Origin of the sequence: Pseudomonas sp. P9_35 (genome assembly GCF_034008205.1) — a bacterium.
Lineage (GTDB): Bacteria > Pseudomonadota > Gammaproteobacteria > Pseudomonadales > Pseudomonadaceae > Aquipseudomonas > Aquipseudomonas kilonensis.
The window spans coordinates 2974738-2990590 of record NZ_CP125373.1; the positions used below are offsets into that span (position 1 = coordinate 2974738).

Here is a 15853-nt window from a genome sequence, read left to right on the forward strand (position 1 = left end):
CATGAAGGCAAGGAATGGTGAAGCATCACGCCCACGTGGATGGCGGTACGCCGCTCTGTGAGGGTAGACGAAGGAGAGGGATGTTAACCGTTTCTGGCCTTGAACTCACTCATTCACCCGTGGCGAGGGAGCTTGCTCCCGCTGGCCTCTGTAGGAGCTGCCGAAGGCTGCGATCTTTGATCTTTCGCTTGATACTCAACCGGCTTTGAAAAGATCGCAGCCTCGCTTCGCTCGGCAGCTCCTACAGCGCAGCCGAGCGGGAGCAAGCTCCCTCGCCACAGGTTCTGGGTTGTCTGGGTTGAGGCTATCGCGAGCAAGCTCGCTCCCACAGGGGGGGTGAGGCGGGCGGGAGAACCGGGGCCTCGTCGGGTGAGGCCTCGGCGAATGAGAGGTCAGAACAGCTTGGTGAACAACCAGTAGAGGCTGCCGGAAAGGATGATGGCAGCAGGCAGCGTCAGTACCCAGGCCATCACCAGGTTACGGATGGTGCGCATCTGCAAGCCAGAGCCGTTGGCGACCATGGTGCCGGCCACGCCGGAGGACAACACATGGGTCGTGGACACTGGCAAGCCGAACATATCGGCGGCGCCGATGGTCAGCATGGCGACGGTTTCGGCCGAGGCCCCTTGGGCATAGGTCAGGTGGGTCTTGCCGATTTTCTCACCCACCGTCACCACGATGCGCTTCCAGCCGACCATGGTGCCCAGGCCGAGGGCGATGGCCACGGCGATTTTCACCCACAGCGGAATGAACCGCGTGGAGTTGTCGATCTGCTGCTTGAACAGCTGCAGCTTGGCGGTGGTGTCGGCGTCGAAGTTGCCGACTTTGTTCTTGTCCATCAGGCGAATGGTTTCGCTGGTCAGGTACATATCGTTACGCACGTTGCCCACGGCTTCTGCGGGTACCCGGGCCAGCGAACCGTAGCCCTTGACCTCGGTACCGATGCTGCCCGCCAAGGCGGCAAGGGCCGGCACCAATTGTGGCGTCGCTTCCTTGCTGCCTACATAGGCAGAAAGGATCGCTCGCGGATTTGCCGGGGCCGGTAACGGTGAGCCTTTGACCAAGGCTTGTTGAGTGACTTCGGCCACGGCGGCGAATTGCAGTGCCTGGTCGGCCGGCATGGTGCGGTTCAGCGCATACGCCATCGGCAGGGTGCCGACCAGAATCAGCATGATCAGGCCCATGCCTTTCTGGCCGTCGTTGGAGCCGTGGGCGAATGACACGCCGGTGCAGGTCAGGATCAGCATGCCGCGAATCCACCAGGGCGGCGGCGTATTGCCTTCCGGGGCCTTGTACAACGAGCGGTTCTTGACGAAGGCCCGCAGCGCCAGCAGCAGCAACGCAGCGCAACCGAAGCCCACCAGCGGTGACAACAGCAACGCATAGCCGATCTTGGTCGCCTGGGCCCAGTCCACACCGCTGGTGCCGTCACGCCCGTGCATCAGCGCATTGGCGACACCCACGCCGATGATCGAGCCGATCAGCGTGTGGGACGACGACGCCGGCAAGCCCAGCCACCAGGTGCCCAGGTTCCACAGGATGGCGGCGATCAGCAGGGCGAAGATCATCGCGAAGCCGGCAGAGGAGCCGACTTGCAGGATCAGTTCCACCGGCAGCAGGGCGATGATGCCGAAGGCCACGGCGCCGCTGGAGAGCAGCACCCCGAGGAAGTTGAAGAAGCCCGACCAGGCCACGGCGAAGTTCGGCGCCATGGAGTTGGTATAAATGACGGTGGCCACGGCGTTGGCGGTGTCGTGGAAACCGTTGACGAATTCGAAGCCAAGGGCAATCAGCAGCGCTACGCCCAACAGCAGGAACGGCGTCCAGGTGGTCACCACGGTGCCGAGTTCGTTCATGTCGTGCATCAGGCTGTAGGCGGTAAACAGCAAACCGCTGCCCAGTACGGCGAAAAACACCACCAGGGTGATGACGCTCGGCTTGCGGTTGAGTTGCGGTCTTGAACTGGGGGCGATGGCACTCGATGAGTCCATGACCAGGGTCTGGTTTGTCATGATGAAATCCGATTCAGTGAGCGGTGGAAGGGAGAGGCTCGGTGCCGGGCGTCCCTGCCTGGCTGGCCTTAATAGACCCGGGGCACGATGAGCTCCGGTGGCGTCGGACTGCGGGAGTAGTCTTGTTGTCGCACCCGCTGCGGCAGTTCGATGGCCGGCAGTTCCACCTCTTCATAGGGCATTTGCCCAAGCAGGTGATGGATGCAGTTGAGCCGGGCTTTTTTCTTGTCGTCGGCGTGCACCACCCACCAGGGGGCCTCGCTGATGTGCGTGCGTTCGAGCATGATTTCCTTGGCCTTGGTATAGGCCTCCCAGCGCCGACGGGACTCCAGGTCCATGGGGCTGAGCTTCCATTGCTTGAGCGGGTCATGGATGCGACTGAGAAAGCGCAGGTGCTGTTCCTGGTCGGAAATGGAGAACCAGTACTTGATCAACTGGATGCCGGAGCGGGCGAGCATCCGCTCGAATTCCGGCACGGTACGGAAGAACTCTTCGTACTGGTCGGCGGTGCAGAACCCCATGACTTGTTCGACGCCGGCGCGGTTGTACCAGCTGCGGTCGAACAGCACGATTTCACCTGCCGCCGGCAGATGCGAAACGTAGCGCTGGAAATACCATTGAGTCCGTTCGCGGTCGTTGGGAGCGGGCAGGGCGGCGACGCGGCAGACCCGCGGATTGAGTCGCTGGGTGATGCGCTTGATCACGCCACCCTTGCCGGCGGCGTCGCGTCCTTCGAACAGGATCACGACCTTGTGCCCGGTCTTGACCACCCAGCTTTGCAGCTTCACCAATTCGCCTTGCAGGCGGAACAGTTCGCTGAAATACCGTCGGCGGATTTCCTTCTCGCTGCTATCCGGGGCGTGTTCATCGAACAAGGCGTTCAGGTCATACCCGTCTTCGGATAACTCCAGCTCCAGTTCTTCGTCACTGTGATCGAGCAGTTCGCGGTGGATGCGCTGTACCAAGGTGTCCTGGGTTGAAAGCATGATGGAAAACTCGGTCGTGGAGGCGCCATCCACGCTAGTTGCATTTTGTTACATAGTAGTGACGGTCATCTGTGCTTCATGGGCCCGTCGTAGGCTAAAACAGGGAGTGTCATCCAGGTGTCATCGAAGCCATGGCAGGATCCTCGCAAACCATCGTGGGAAGTCCGGCAGCGCTTGTGCCTGCTGGCTGATGAATCAAGGAACACCGCTATGAAAGGCGACGCCCCCCTGTTCGCGGCCATTGACTTGGGCTCTAACGCCTTCCGCTTGATGATCGGCCAGTCGGTCAGGCGCAATCGACAGTTGGTGATTCAGGAAGTGAAGACCCTGCGTGAGCCGGTCCGATTGGCCGAGGGCCTGCAGGCCGGGGCTTTGGACGAGCTGGCGCTGGATCGGGGCTGGCAGGCGCTCGCCCGATTCGGCAAGAAACTGCGTGGCTTTGAAGCTGGAAGGGTGCGGGCGGTGGCGACCAGTGCCGTACGCGAAGCGGCGAATGCCCAACTGTTCCTGGCCAGTGCCGAGCGGCACCTGGGGTTTCGGATCGACGTGCTGTCCGGGCATGAAGAAGCCCGGCTGGTGTATGCCGGTGTTGCCCATACGGTGCCCGGTGTCGAGCACACGCGGCTGGTGGTGGACATCGGCGGCGGCTCGACCGAACTGATCCTGGGGCAGGGCGCTCAACCGCTGCTGACGGAAAGCATCGCCATCGGCAGTGGCACCTTTGGCGCGCGTTACTTTCGGGGCGGATGCATCACCGCCCAGGCGCTATTGGAGGCGGAGCGAGTGGCTGTCCTGCAGTTTGAAAAAGTCGCGGCAGGTTATCGCGCCCAGGGCTGGCAGCAGGCGATCGGTTCTTCCGGTACGGCGCGGATGTTGGCCAAAGTGCTCAAGGCCAATGGTTTCAACGATGCTGGGCAAGGCGGCATTACCTACGGTGGATTGTTGCGTCTGTCGCTGCGGTTGCTGGAAGTCGGCCATGTCGACCAGCTCAGGTTGGCCGGCTTGCAAAGCCATCGCCTGGGCATCCTGCCCGGTGGCCTGGCGATCATGCTGGCGGCATTCAAGGTCTTTGGTATCTCGCAGATGATTGCTTCCGAGCCGGGCCTGAGGTTCGGCGTTCTGCATGGCCTGATGCATCAGCACTGATCACGGACGGTTGTTGCCCATTGCCGTCCATCAGCAACGGCTCGATTTCGAGCATCGACGCCTCTTCGGCGACCCCTTCTTTATCCGATCATCCTGCATTTCATCGCCTGGGCAGTCGGTACGTCCGGTTATCGCAAAGCGTGGGCCTGGATCAGGGTGATTGCGTGAACGGGGCTTTTCGCTCTTTCGATATGCAGTGAGTGAAGGCACAATGCGCATCCTTTTTTGGCTCGCCTTGCCCGGAGGCCTCGAAAATGATCAAAACGCCGTACTACCTCATCGACAAACAAAAGCTGCTGGCGAACATGCAGAAGATCGCCTATGTGCGTGAGCAGTCCGGGGCCAAGGCCTTGCTGGCGCTCAAGTGCTTCGCCACCTGGTCGGTGTTCGACCTGATGCAGCAGTACATGGACGGCACCACGTCGTCGTCGCTCTATGAGCTCAAGCTCGGCCGGCAGAAGTTCGCTGGCGAGACCCATGCCTACAGCGTCGCCTGGGCTGACGATGAGATCGAGGAGATGCTCGCCAACTGCGACAAGATCATCTTCAACTCCATCGGCCAGTTGCAGCGCTACACCGAGGCGTCGGCCGGCAAGGTCCGCGGCCTGCGGGTCAATCCGCAAGTGAGCAGCTCCGATTACCTGCTGGCCGACCCGGCGCGACCGTTCAGCCGCCTGGGCGAATGGGATCCGGTGAAAATCGAGCAAGTCATCGAGCATATCTCCGGCTTCATGTTCCACAACAACTGCGAGAACGGCGATTTCGGTTTGTTCGACCAGATGCTGGGCACTATCGAAGAGCGCTTTGGTCACTTGCTGCATAAGGTCGAGTGGGTCAGCCTCGGTGGTGGCATTCACTTCACCGGCGAGGGCTACGCCCTGGACGCCTTCTGCGCACGGCTCAAGGCCTTCTCGCAAAAATATGGCGTGCAGGTCTACCTGGAGCCGGGCGAGGCCGCGATCACCCAGAGTGCATCGCTGGAAGTCACCGTGCTCGACACGCTCTACAACGGCAAGCACCTGGCCGTGGTGGACAGCTCCATCGAGGCGCACATGCTCGATCTGCTGATCTATCGCCTGGACGCCAAGCTGGCACCGAGCGAGGGCGAACACACCTACATGGTGTGCGGCAAGTCCTGCCTGGCCGGAGACATTTTCGGCGAGTACCAATTCGATCGTCCGCTGTCCATCGGCGATCGGCTGTCGTTCATCGACGCAGCGGGCTACACCATGGTCAAGAAAAACTGGTTCAACGGCCTGAAAATGCCGTCCATCGTAGTGAAGCAGCTCGACGGCAGCGTCGAGGTGGTTCGCGAGTTTGTCTACGACGACTATCTGTCCAGCCTGTCTTGAGCTGGCGGAAGGAGAAATGAAGAAATTGAAGAAGAACGTACTTATCATTGGTGCAGGAGGTGTCGCCAAGGTGGTGGCCCACAAGTGCGCGCAGCACAACGACGAACTCGGTCGTATTGCTATCGCGTCGCGCAACATCTCCAAATGCCAGGCCATCATCGACAGCGTCAAGGCCAAGGGTAGCCTCAAGCAACCCGCCGACATCAAGGCCTTTGCACTGAACGCTCTGGATGTCGAAGCGACCAAGTCGCTGATTCGCGAAACCGAGTCGCAGATCGTCATCAACGTCGGCTCTGCCTTTCTCAACATGTCGGTGCTGCGTGCCTGCATCGATACCGGCGTGGCCTACCTGGACACCGCCATCCACGAAGAGCCGGGCAAGGTCTGCGAAACGCCGCCCTGGTACGGCAACTACGAGTGGAACCACCTCCAGGAGTGCCAGGAAAAGAACATCACCGCCATTCTCGGTGTGGGCTTCGACCCGGGTGTGGTCAATGCCTATGCGGCACTGGCGCAGCAACAGCATTTCGACCGCATTGATTCGATCGATATTCTCGACGTCAATGCCGGCTCCCATGGCAAATATTTCGCCACCAATTTCGACCCGGAAATCAATTTCCGCGAATTTACCGGACAGGTGTGGAGCTGGCAGGACAGCCAGTGGACCAGCAACACCATGTTCGAGGTCAAGCGCACCGACGACCTGCCGGTCGTGGGCTCGCAGAACCTGTACCTGACCGGCCACGACGAAGTGCACTCGCTGTCGAAGAACCTCGACGTGCCCAACGTGCGTTTCTGGATGAGCTTCGGCGAGCACTACATCAACGTGTTCACCGTACTGAAGAACCTCGGCCTGCTCTCCGAGCAACCGGTCAAGACTGCTGAAGGCCTGGAAGTCGTGCCGCTGAAAGTGGTCAAGGCCGTGCTGCCTGATCCGAGTTCGCTGGCGCCGGGCTACACCGGCAAGACCTGCATCGGCGACCTGGTCAAGGGCGTCAAGGATGGCCAGCCGCGCGAGATGTTCATCTACAACGTGGCCGACCACGAGGACGCCTACGCCGAAACCGACAGCCAGGGTATTTCCTATACCGCAGGCGTGCCACCCGTGGCCGCAGCCTTGCTGGTAGCCCGTGGCGAGTGGGATGTGCAGCGCATGGTCAACGTCGAGGAGCTGCCTGCCGAGGCGTTCCTCGAGGCGCTGGATGTGATGGGCTTGCCGACGCGCATCAAGGACGAACATGGAGACCGTCCCTGGAACCAGAACGCCTGAAGGACGCCAGGCAGGTTCCGTTCCGACTCCCCGATAGGAACTGCAGAATCCCTCTGAATTCTGCAGGCGATTGAACCAGGAGACTCACCGTCGCGTGAATACCTGGCAATCCGTGGAAGTCTTGAAGAAATGCTCCGTATCGAAAGGTACGGAGCATTTTTCGTTTAGGGTCCCCATCAAAATGAACCCTGTGGCGAGGGAGCTTGCTCCCGCTGGGGCGCGCAGCGGCCCTGAAGCTTGGCCCTGTGGCGTTTCAGGCAGACCGCATTGAGCTTTTTGGGGCTGCTGCGCAGCCCAGCGGGAGCAAGCTCCCTCGCCACGGAGTTGTGTTTGGCTGCGGAAGGAGTGAATCATTCAACTCCCCCGCATGAACCAAACTGTGGCGAGGGGATTTAGCGAAACGTCGCGCCGCCCCGCTGGGGCGCGCAGCGGCCCTGAAGCTTGGCCCTGTGCGTTCCAGGCAGACCGCATTGAGCTTTTTGGGGCTGCTGCGCCGCCCAGCGGGGATGAATCCCCTCGCCACAAAAACCTTTCGGATTTCCCCATCTATCTGTTCTCTCGGACGCATCTGTGTCGCTTTTTGTGGCGAGGGAGCTTGCTCCCGCTGGGCTGCGCAGCGGCCCCAACACAAGACCGCTCAAGCAGAAATCCTCGCCATGAACCATCACTCGACCTTACGATTGCGCTTCAGCCCCGGGAGAAGCAATCAGTGACACCATTCAGGATTCGCGAGCTGGAGAATACCGACGTCGAAGCGTTGCTGGCCTTCGAGATCCAAAACCGTGAATGGTTCGAGTCGCATATCGACGCCCGCGCCCCAGCCTTTTATTCACGGACGGGCGTCACCGATCACATTGAAAGCTATCTGGCCGATTTTGCCGAGGGCGCCTGGCACCCGTTTGTGATCGAAGATTCCAGCGGGAGAATCATCGGGCGAGCGAACCTGAAAAGCATCCACTCACCACTCGGTTGCGCCGAGGTGGGCTATCGCATTGATCAACGTGTTTGTGGGCAGGGGCTGGCAACGCAGGCCCTGAAACACCTGATCGAAGTGGCACGGATGCGTTGGGAGCTTACGCAACTGGTGGCTTATGTCTATGAGAGCAACGTCGGCTCAAGGAAGGTCCTTGAACGGTGCGGGTTTGTGCCTGACGCGCTGTGGGGTAGCGAGGAAATCGAAGGTGGAGGCCGCTTTGTGCTGTCGATCTAGAAATTTGATTCACGCAGGGCAGTGTTAGGTCAGCGTGATGATAAATCGACGCCTGGCCAAGGCCAGGCGCCAATCCATCCAGCGCTTACATCCAGTACCGCAAACCGAGCATCAAGGACTGGGCGTTGTATTCGGTTTCCACATCAGCCGGGGGCAGGCCCTGGATCTTGCCGAAGTTCGCTTCGCCGGTCTTGAAGTAGCGATAATCCAGGGACATGGACCAATGCTCGCTGAGCTCGTAAGCGACGCCGGCGCCGAGCTGCCAGGCCGTGACGGTGTCGCGATGGGTGCCGCCGAACTCGACGCCGCCCGCTTCCAGGCCCTTGATGGTCAGCACCGCGTAGCCCAGGCCACCGCCTACATAAGGTGTGAAGCGGCTGAAGGGGGCAGGCAGGTTCGAGATGTCATACCAGAGGTTGGCCATGAGGCTGCTGGCTTCCTCTTCGCCTTTGCCCTCGATGCTGCTTCCGCCCTCGTAGATCCGGTTATTGAACTGGTCCATGGTGTTGCGGCGGTAGCTCAGCTCCAACTCGGGTCGTAGCCCGACCGGGAACCGCCAGCCCATTGCCAGCCCGGTGGCGTAGCCCGAGTGCAGCGGTTGATTGTATTCCATCTCGACGAATTCGTTGTTGTTCTGGGTCAGGTCCTGATTAGAGACCCAGTTCAGGCCACCCATGCCACTGACATAGGGGCCGAGGTTGTCGGCGAAACTCGATGCTGGGGCAATGGCCCCCAGGCCAACGATTGCCATGAGCAGATACTGGGTGTCTTTCTGTAGGTTCATGCTAGATCCGAAATGTACTGTTATCGATAAGTAAGCAAAGCGAGTCCGGGAAGGCGCGTTCTGCACGCGTGCTTCCGGGAGGCATTCACACGAGGTGCAAAGGCGTCGCGGTTTTCTCGTGTCCTGGGGCGCCGATGGCCCGCTGTTCAGCCAGCTTGCACAGGTTGTCCAGTGCCGTGGTCATCGCTGCGGTCAACGCTTTGCGCAGCAGTGCGCGATACAGGAAACTCAACGGCCCGGAAATTTTCGCGCTATGGATGACATGGGTTTCATCGGGAGAAATCCTGCGCATCTGATGATCGAATTCGAGGTCGATCCACAGCAGCCGTGCACTGTTGCGATAGCTTTCGTGCAGGCTCACGGCTTCCAGTTTCAGTGGCATGTTCAAGCCGTTCTTGAGGACACATTTGCCGTGTGTCCCCGCCTGGAAAGGACCATCGAGTTGACACCGGCGAACGTCGGTATCCCATAGCGGCGCTTCTGCAAAATTGCTCCAGATCTTCCAGATTTCAGAAGGGGGCGATTTGACTATGACTTGCACTTTGACATCGTTCACGGCGACACCTTGGTTGTGGGGGGCACGGTCATGCTGGAGGGCAGATCCATTCAATGCTCAGGCCGCCGGTGCGGATTGACTCAGCACCTGGGCGGTAATGCTCGCTTGACCGATTTTTTCGCCCCGGTTGAACAGGTCGATATAGATGCGGTTGGTCTTGAAGGCCTGGAGCGCCGCATCAAAGCCGGCTTGCGGCGCCAATGACAGCGGGCTGTTCCTGGGGATGGGGCGATCCAGGGTGAAGCTCAAGGCCAGCAGATTCATCGGGGTATTGAGTGGAATCCGCAGATGGCTGTGGGCGATCTGCATGTAGCACTGGCGAGCGACTTCGAGGAAATACACCATCGAATAGTGCTCGGGATCACCGGCCTGGAAGAAGTGTTCCTGCGGCAGTTTCAACGTGTCCACGCTCAGGCCCTGGGCGACGCTGCTCATCTCGCTGACGATGACGTTCTCCTCCCTGGCCTTGTGCAACAGGGCCTTGTTACGGCAGGGCGTGGCGGTGAATTCGCTGGCTGGCAATGTCTCGAACGCCGAGCTGTAGCCCATCCCCAGGACGCAGGTGCACATCACTTTTCCACCTTGCATGACCTTGGCATTGAACACCTGGTGATCCTGGCCTTGCTCTACATGCAGATCGATCACGCCCTGCTTCTGCACGTATTGCTGGAACTTGATCGTCAGGCTCTTGATGTAGGCGACCCGTCCGCTCAGAGGCGGCATCGCCAGTTCGATCAGTTGCAGCACGCCCTCGAGCAGCAAAATGCCCGGGACGTGATCCAGGGGATGATCGAAGAAGTACGGGTGCGCTTCATCCACCACGAGCTGGGCGTACAGCGACTGTGGGCTGCGCTGGGCGTTGGCGATCACGATATGTTCCGCGCTGCGCTGCCAGTGCGTCGGGCGCTGGGTTGTGTCGCCACGGTGCAGGGCGAACAGGCTTTCCATGGCGCGAACTCGCACGCGAAGCCCGGAGAGCAAGGTGCTGGTGAGCATGTCGCTGAGTTGCTGCACGTCGACGCCATCGTTCTGCGGTTCGCGAACCACGCTGACAGGCCGGGCTGGCGTGATGACCTGCTGCAGTTCGTGGGATGACGAATGGGCAAAGCGCAACATGAAGGGATGCTTGATGGGCGAGCTGGCTTCGGCCGCCGCCGGGCTCCATTGGCGAAGCTTTTCGGTAAACAGCCACATCACCGTCTTGCCGGCGTCGCGCACCTCGATCACTGAATGGGTCGCGCCCTTCAACATCACCGCCAACAGGGTCTCGATGCCACTGGCTTCAGCCAGGAAGCCGGTCATCTCCTGCAGTGATCCGCTGGCAGGCGTCGCAGCAGGCTGCAACTCACAGACGTCAACGTTCGAATAGTCGCTCGGCGCTTTGCCCAGCCGTTGGCAAGCTTCTTCCAACGAGCCGGCAGCGTGGGCGAGGACCGCCGCGCGGATCACCAGCAAGGGTTTGTCAGCGGCATCCGGTTGATAGCGACGCAGCGCGATCAGCCCCAGTCCTTCACCTTGCGTGATTGTGCTGCTCCGGGCGCGCTCGACCTCGATTTCACCGCTGACAAAACGCCCTGCGCCGAGCAGCAGCGTGGTGATGCCGTCGTTGAACCATTGCGGCGAGGCCAGCAAGGTTTGCCAGAACAGTCCGGCCGTGCCGACCAGGGTCTGATGGAAACCCTTGAAGTCAAAAATCTGCGCCGGGTAGCCGGACAACATGTTCGGCAGCATGGTTGCCACGTCCGTCACCTCGACGCCCGGTGCCGTACCTTGCGCCCGGGAGTAGAAGGTGTGGGCGCTGCTGTAGGCATTGCTGAAGCGCTCGCCGCCCATGTTGCAGCACATGACCATCGCTGTGCCGGGCGAACCGGCCACGCCTGGCAAGCGTCGCAGCAGATGATTGACGCGATCGGTGATCAACAGCTTGAACGGGTCGACATGAGCCAATGGCTTGGGACCCATGCCAAAGCCATCGATATCGATGACGTGGTCTTGTGCGAGGAATTTGCCCAGCAACGGTTGGCCGGGCGCCGGGGTGTAATCAACGAAGCGCCCATAAGGGAACATGACCGAGGGGGCGGCGGGTTGATCGAGTTGCTGCTGGAATGACTGCAAGGAACGGTGGCTGCCCAGCGCTGCTTCAGCCTCGACAATGGCAAGGTCGAGCATGACCACGCCACTGGCGCTCGCCGGGGGCGTGGCAGGGCGGTCGGCGGGAATGTATTCGTCCACCACCAGGTGCGCGTTGGCGCCGCCGAAACCAAAGCTGGAGATGCCAATGCGGATTGCAGACTGACGCTGCTCCAGCGGGTGTACCTGCTGGGTGGCGAGTCGCAGGCAGGTCTCGTCGACCTTCGTGCTGGGGCTGTAACCGGGCTGCGGGGGGATGCCTTTATGGCGCAGTATCATCAACGCCTTGGCGAGCGAAGCACCACCGGCAGCGGCCAGGGGATGGCCGATGACCGACTTGATCGAACCGATGGTGATTTTCTTGCCGTCCGGACGATGGGGGGCAAAGAAGCTGTTCAGCGAGGCCAGCTCCGTTGCGTCCCCCAGCGGTGTACCGGTGCCGTGGGTCTCGATGTAGTCCACATCGCGTGGATCGAGGCCGCGATAGGCACGTTGGTAGGCCGAGTACTGGGCCTGTTTGCCTGGCGCGAACACCGAGCCTTCGGCGCCGTCGGCGGACATGCCCAAGGCGCGCAGCACGCCCAGGGGACGGCGCTGCGCCGTCAGGGCCTGGGCAACCGGTTCGACCAGAAAGGCCACCGCACATTCGCCCGGCACGATGCCGTCGGCGTCCTGGCCGAACGCTTCCATCCGCGCGCGGGCGGAAAAAGCCGTCAATTGCGAGAAACCCAGGAACAGCGCGGGTGGCAGCACGGTGTTGAGGGCCATGACAATCGCGTTGTCCGCCTGGCCACTGTTGACCAGCGCCTGGGCCATATCCAGGGCATAGGGGAACGAACTGCACGCGGTGTCTACTGATAACGCCGGCCCGCCCAAGGCAAAGGCCGCCGCCAGTTCCGCTACTTGTTCGCCCGGTGTAAAACCCTGCGGTGTGTCGGTTTTTCCGGACATGCCGGTGACGAAATAGCTCTCGTCACTCCAGGAGGTCGCGACCACCAGCGCGGTGCGCTCCCTGTTCAGCGCCGAGCCTTGTCCAGCGAGTTGGGTGAGCAGCGCCTGGAGCACTTTCTTGCCGATGGCGACCTGTCGTCCTTCGTGCCGTGATGGGGTCGAGGCGTCGTCGGTCAGACAAAAAGCGCTGTCCAGGTAGATGCGATCCTTTTCCCCGGTCGTGCTTGAATAGATCGACGCCTTGTCCAGTTCCCAGCGTGCCGGCATGGATTCGATCGGTGCGATCTGTCCTTGCGAGAGCAACTGCCAAAGCGCATCCGTGGACGGCGCCCCCGGAAACTCGCCCGCCATCGCGCTGAAGCAAAAATCGCCCGTTGTTGTTACTGCGCCACTCATACCCTGTCTCCCTGATCGCAAAAAAGCTGGGTGACCTGTTCGATCACCCGGATTCCATTCCTGTCGCTCGTTACCGGTCAGCTCAGCCTGGCGAGCAACGACAGGGCATCTTGGGGCGTGCGACGGGACATCAGCGCTTCACCGGCAAACTCGCTGGCAGAGCACTGTTGCGCCATGGATTGGCAGAGCGCCTCGCGGGCAAAGCCGTTGAGGCCCAGTTGTGCGAATGGCGTCTGGATATCGATTGACTGCGCGGTGTCCGGGATCAACGGAGACAGGGCGTTGAGCAGCAGGTTTTCTTCCTGCCCTTGAGTGTCCGTCGTGGCCGGTGAAGGCTCGTCGCCAGGCACCGCCTGCGGCTGGGGATCGGCCAGGGCGGCTTGAATCAGGGCGATGGTTGCCTGCGGGAACTTGGCGTTGGCCAGTTCGGAACTGTGGGCCTTGAGCTGAGGCCACATGGCGACTACCGACTCCAGGAAGTCCAGCTGCACCAGCGAATCCAGGCCCAGGCTTTCATAGCTTTGTGTCGGGTCGATCTGCTCGACCGTAAAGCCGGTGATGGTCGCCAATTGCTCGAATACCCACGCTTGGACGTCCACCGCTGGCGCCTGCGGATCGGCTTCAAGCCGCGCCAGCAAAGCGGTTGGGGTAGGGGCATCGAAGAGCTGCGAGGTCAGGTCTTTCTTTTCCGGGAAGTGCTGGGCCAGGGATTCGAAAATATCGACCAGCCCCAGCGAATCGATCCCCAGGCTCTCGAAGCTCTGATCGAAGTCGATCTGTTGTGCCTGGAAGCCGGTGACCTTGCTGATTTCCGCACGCAACCATTGCCCGTAGCTGAGTGCATTTGTCTCTTCGACGGCTGCGGCGGCTTCGACGACAGGCGTCGACGCCAGTATGGTCGGGTTCGAATGAACCGGTTCCAGCACGGGAACACTCTTGTTGACGGCAGCTTCGGTCCCATTGGCATAAACGCCTTCAAGGACTTGTTGATGAGCATTGAAATAATGCGCAGTGACCGTTTCAGCCTGTTCCAGGAGTCGCAGTAATATCGACTCTTTGGCGATATTGGATTCGCACAGTGAATCAATAATCTTTTCGGAAAGAGAGAAATAGCTATGGGCTATTCTCCCATTGGACACAATGAATTCCTGTACAACATCGTTAAGTTGCAAGCGCATAAAGTTCTCCTAACCAAGTCGGTCGACATTTCTTTAAGTAAGAAAGATCAAAAATCATGGCCCAGGGCAGGGCCTTGTTTATATCAAATCATCAAACTGGCAGTAGCCATGGAGCGACTTAAAGTTGGAGTTCCACTGCTTCGGTCTCGCAAGACATTGTTTTTCTGGCGCCCTTGAGTAACCCGGACCTTACATTCAGATACGTCATCAGCGTTATTGCATCGGCGCCGAGGAAAGCGATATAGCCGTCAGGGCGAATCAGCATCATCGTGCCTTCCTTGGCGTGATAACGCTTATGCAGTCGCCAATCGGGGTCCAGCAACGTCGAGTGCCAAGCCGGCAGGCCGGCGCTGCTCAGGGCGTCGATCACGCAGTAGGCCTTGATGCCTGGGTAGTCCTTTTCCACCGACTTGGCCAGCGTGTAGTAGCCTGGCAACAACGGCGAAAACTGATCGGCCGCGCTGAAAATCAACAGCGTGAATGTCCCGTGGAACAAGTCGATCAAGCGTTTTGCTGGCATCCCTTGCAGTTGCCACAGTTCGACATCGGGCGCCAGTTGCCCGGCGCGAGGCGGTGCGGTCTGGAACTCGGGTTTTTTTCCTTTCTTGCTCCAGTTCTTGCGCTGCTTCTTCGTCAGCGATTCTTGAATGTAGTCACTTTTCTCATAGTGATATTGATGACCGGAAATCATCGATGGCAGTTTGCGCTGGGCCTTTTTGCGGTTGCTCAACAGCGGCAGGACGTTGTCGCGAAGCCACACCAGGGCGCGACGCTGGACTGTAATCAGCCCCGTCAGCCGGTGTGCGGTGTTCTCGACTTCCAGGGCAACCGGGTAGCGCTCTTCGTTGTAGCTGTCGAGCAAGGACGGATTCGCCAGGCCCTGATCGACATAGGCCATTTTCCAGGCCAGGTTGTAGGCCTCGGAAACCCCCAGGTTCATCCATTGGCCACCGATGGGGCTGCCGATATGCGCCGAGTCCCCCAGCAGAAACACGGAGCCTTGTTGCATCGATTGCACGCGGCGATGCTGGAAGGAGGCGATGGTGGTCGATGAAATGTTGGACAGCGTCATCTTTTGCCCGCGCCCTTCGCACAAGCGCTGGAAGTTTTCCAGGCTCAAGGATGGGCGCTCGCCTTCTGGCGGCAGGTTGTAGGGCATTTCGATGAACAACCGATAACGCGATTGAGCACTGATCGGTGCAACGGCTACATAACCGTCCTGCGCACCCAGGAAGAATGCGCCCTCATCCTTGCTTCCGGACCACTCGATATCGGCATCGGCGAGCATGAAGAAGCGGTCGTAGGACGAGCCTTCGAAGGTCATGTCCAGGCGTTTTCTGATGTTGCTGCGAGCACCGTCGCACGCGGCCACCCAACGACTGGTGAAGTGTTCGTCGGTGCCGTCGGCATGCTTGAGCGTCATGCTCACCGAGCCCGGCAGGTTTTCGATGTCCACCAGTTCGGTATTCCACTCCACCTCGGCACCCAGCGCCTTGAGCCGCTCCAGGAGAATTTTCTCCGTTTGCGGCTGTGGCAGGCTCAGCAGCAGGGGATAGGGCGCGTCCAGGTAGGAGAAGTTGTAGTTCAGTACCCGCTTGGCATTCGACTGCACCGAAAACTGGTTGATCGTGAAGCCGTCGCTGATGGCTTGCTCGGCAACGCCCAGGTCCCGAAAGATTTCCAGGGTCCGGGAATGGATGGCCATCGCCTTGGTCGCCGTCGAGGGACCGGCGTTCCTTTCAATGATGCGGAACGACACGCCCCATTTCTTCAACAGGATTGCCAGGGACAGGCCAACAGGACCGGCACCGACGATCATGACGGTCGGGGCGCTGCCAGGTCGCTTGAAATGCTTGGGGGCCAACGTGCTCAGAGTGTTCAT

The 15853-nt window shown here is 60.2% G+C and carries 11 protein-coding genes; 4 read left to right on the plus strand and 7 right to left on the minus strand.

What is annotated here, in order from left to right; genetic code table 11:
- Positions 1-392 precede the first annotated feature (392 nt).
- Positions 393-2012: an inorganic phosphate transporter gene (locus QMK47_RS12990; RefSeq protein WP_320390333.1), complete on the minus strand. Its 1620-nt coding sequence runs from the start codon at positions 2010-2012 to the stop codon at positions 393-395.
- 68 nt (positions 2013-2080) lie between these two features.
- Positions 2081-2998, minus strand: a complete 918-nt coding sequence (gene ppk2 / locus QMK47_RS12995) for a polyphosphate kinase 2 (RefSeq protein ID WP_320390334.1) — start codon at positions 2996-2998, stop codon at positions 2081-2083.
- 210 nt (positions 2999-3208) lie between these two features.
- On the opposite strand from ppk2, the gene QMK47_RS13000 reads away from it, so the two are divergent.
- The 4 genes from QMK47_RS13000 to QMK47_RS13015 all read left to right on the plus strand — a co-directional run bounded on the left by QMK47_RS13000 (position 3209) and on the right by QMK47_RS13015 (position 7976).
- Positions 3209-4144, plus strand: coding sequence for a Ppx/GppA family phosphatase (locus QMK47_RS13000; protein ID WP_214511830.1), 936 nt, complete (start codon positions 3209-3211; stop codon positions 4142-4144).
- A gap of 254 nt (positions 4145-4398) precedes the next feature.
- Entirely contained in the window at positions 4399-5496 is a 1098-nt protein-coding gene (locus QMK47_RS13005; RefSeq protein WP_058545429.1) for a carboxynorspermidine decarboxylase, read from the plus strand.
- A 25-nt stretch (positions 5497-5521) separates the two neighbouring features.
- On the plus strand, positions 5522-6766 hold the full coding sequence (locus tag QMK47_RS13010) for a saccharopine dehydrogenase family protein (protein WP_018603827.1): 1245 nt from the start codon (positions 5522-5524) through the stop codon (positions 6764-6766).
- 709 nt (positions 6767-7475) lie between these two features.
- Positions 7476-7976 carry a GNAT family N-acetyltransferase gene (locus QMK47_RS13015; protein ID WP_258690988.1) on the plus strand — a complete coding sequence of 167 codons (501 nt, stop codon included), beginning with the start codon at positions 7476-7478 and terminating at the stop codon, positions 7974-7976.
- Positions 7977-8061: 85 nt separating this feature from the next.
- Here the strand turns inward: QMK47_RS13015 and QMK47_RS13020 are convergent, their stop codons facing one another.
- The 5 genes from QMK47_RS13020 to QMK47_RS13040 all read right to left on the minus strand — a co-directional run bounded on the left by QMK47_RS13020 (position 8062) and on the right by QMK47_RS13040 (position 15853).
- Positions 8062-8760 carry an outer membrane protein gene (locus QMK47_RS13020; protein WP_253473939.1) on the minus strand — a complete coding sequence of 233 codons (699 nt, stop codon included), beginning with the start codon at positions 8758-8760 and terminating at the stop codon, positions 8062-8064.
- An 85-nt stretch (positions 8761-8845) separates the two neighbouring features.
- Positions 8846-9316, minus strand: coding sequence for an SRPBCC family protein (locus QMK47_RS13025; RefSeq protein WP_214511826.1), 471 nt, complete (start codon positions 9314-9316; stop codon positions 8846-8848).
- A 57-nt stretch (positions 9317-9373) separates the two neighbouring features.
- Complete coding sequence (locus tag QMK47_RS13030; protein ID WP_258690989.1) at positions 9374-12793, minus strand: beta-ketoacyl synthase N-terminal-like domain-containing protein; 3420 nt, start codon at positions 12791-12793, stop codon at positions 9374-9376.
- Positions 12794-12870: 77 nt separating this feature from the next.
- Complete coding sequence (locus tag QMK47_RS13035; RefSeq protein WP_258690990.1) at positions 12871-13971, minus strand: phosphopantetheine-binding protein; 1101 nt, start codon at positions 13969-13971, stop codon at positions 12871-12873.
- A 118-nt stretch (positions 13972-14089) separates the two neighbouring features.
- Positions 14090-15853 (minus strand): FAD-dependent monooxygenase, encoded by a 1764-nt coding sequence (locus QMK47_RS13040; RefSeq protein WP_253473945.1) that lies wholly within the window; start codon positions 15851-15853, stop codon positions 14090-14092.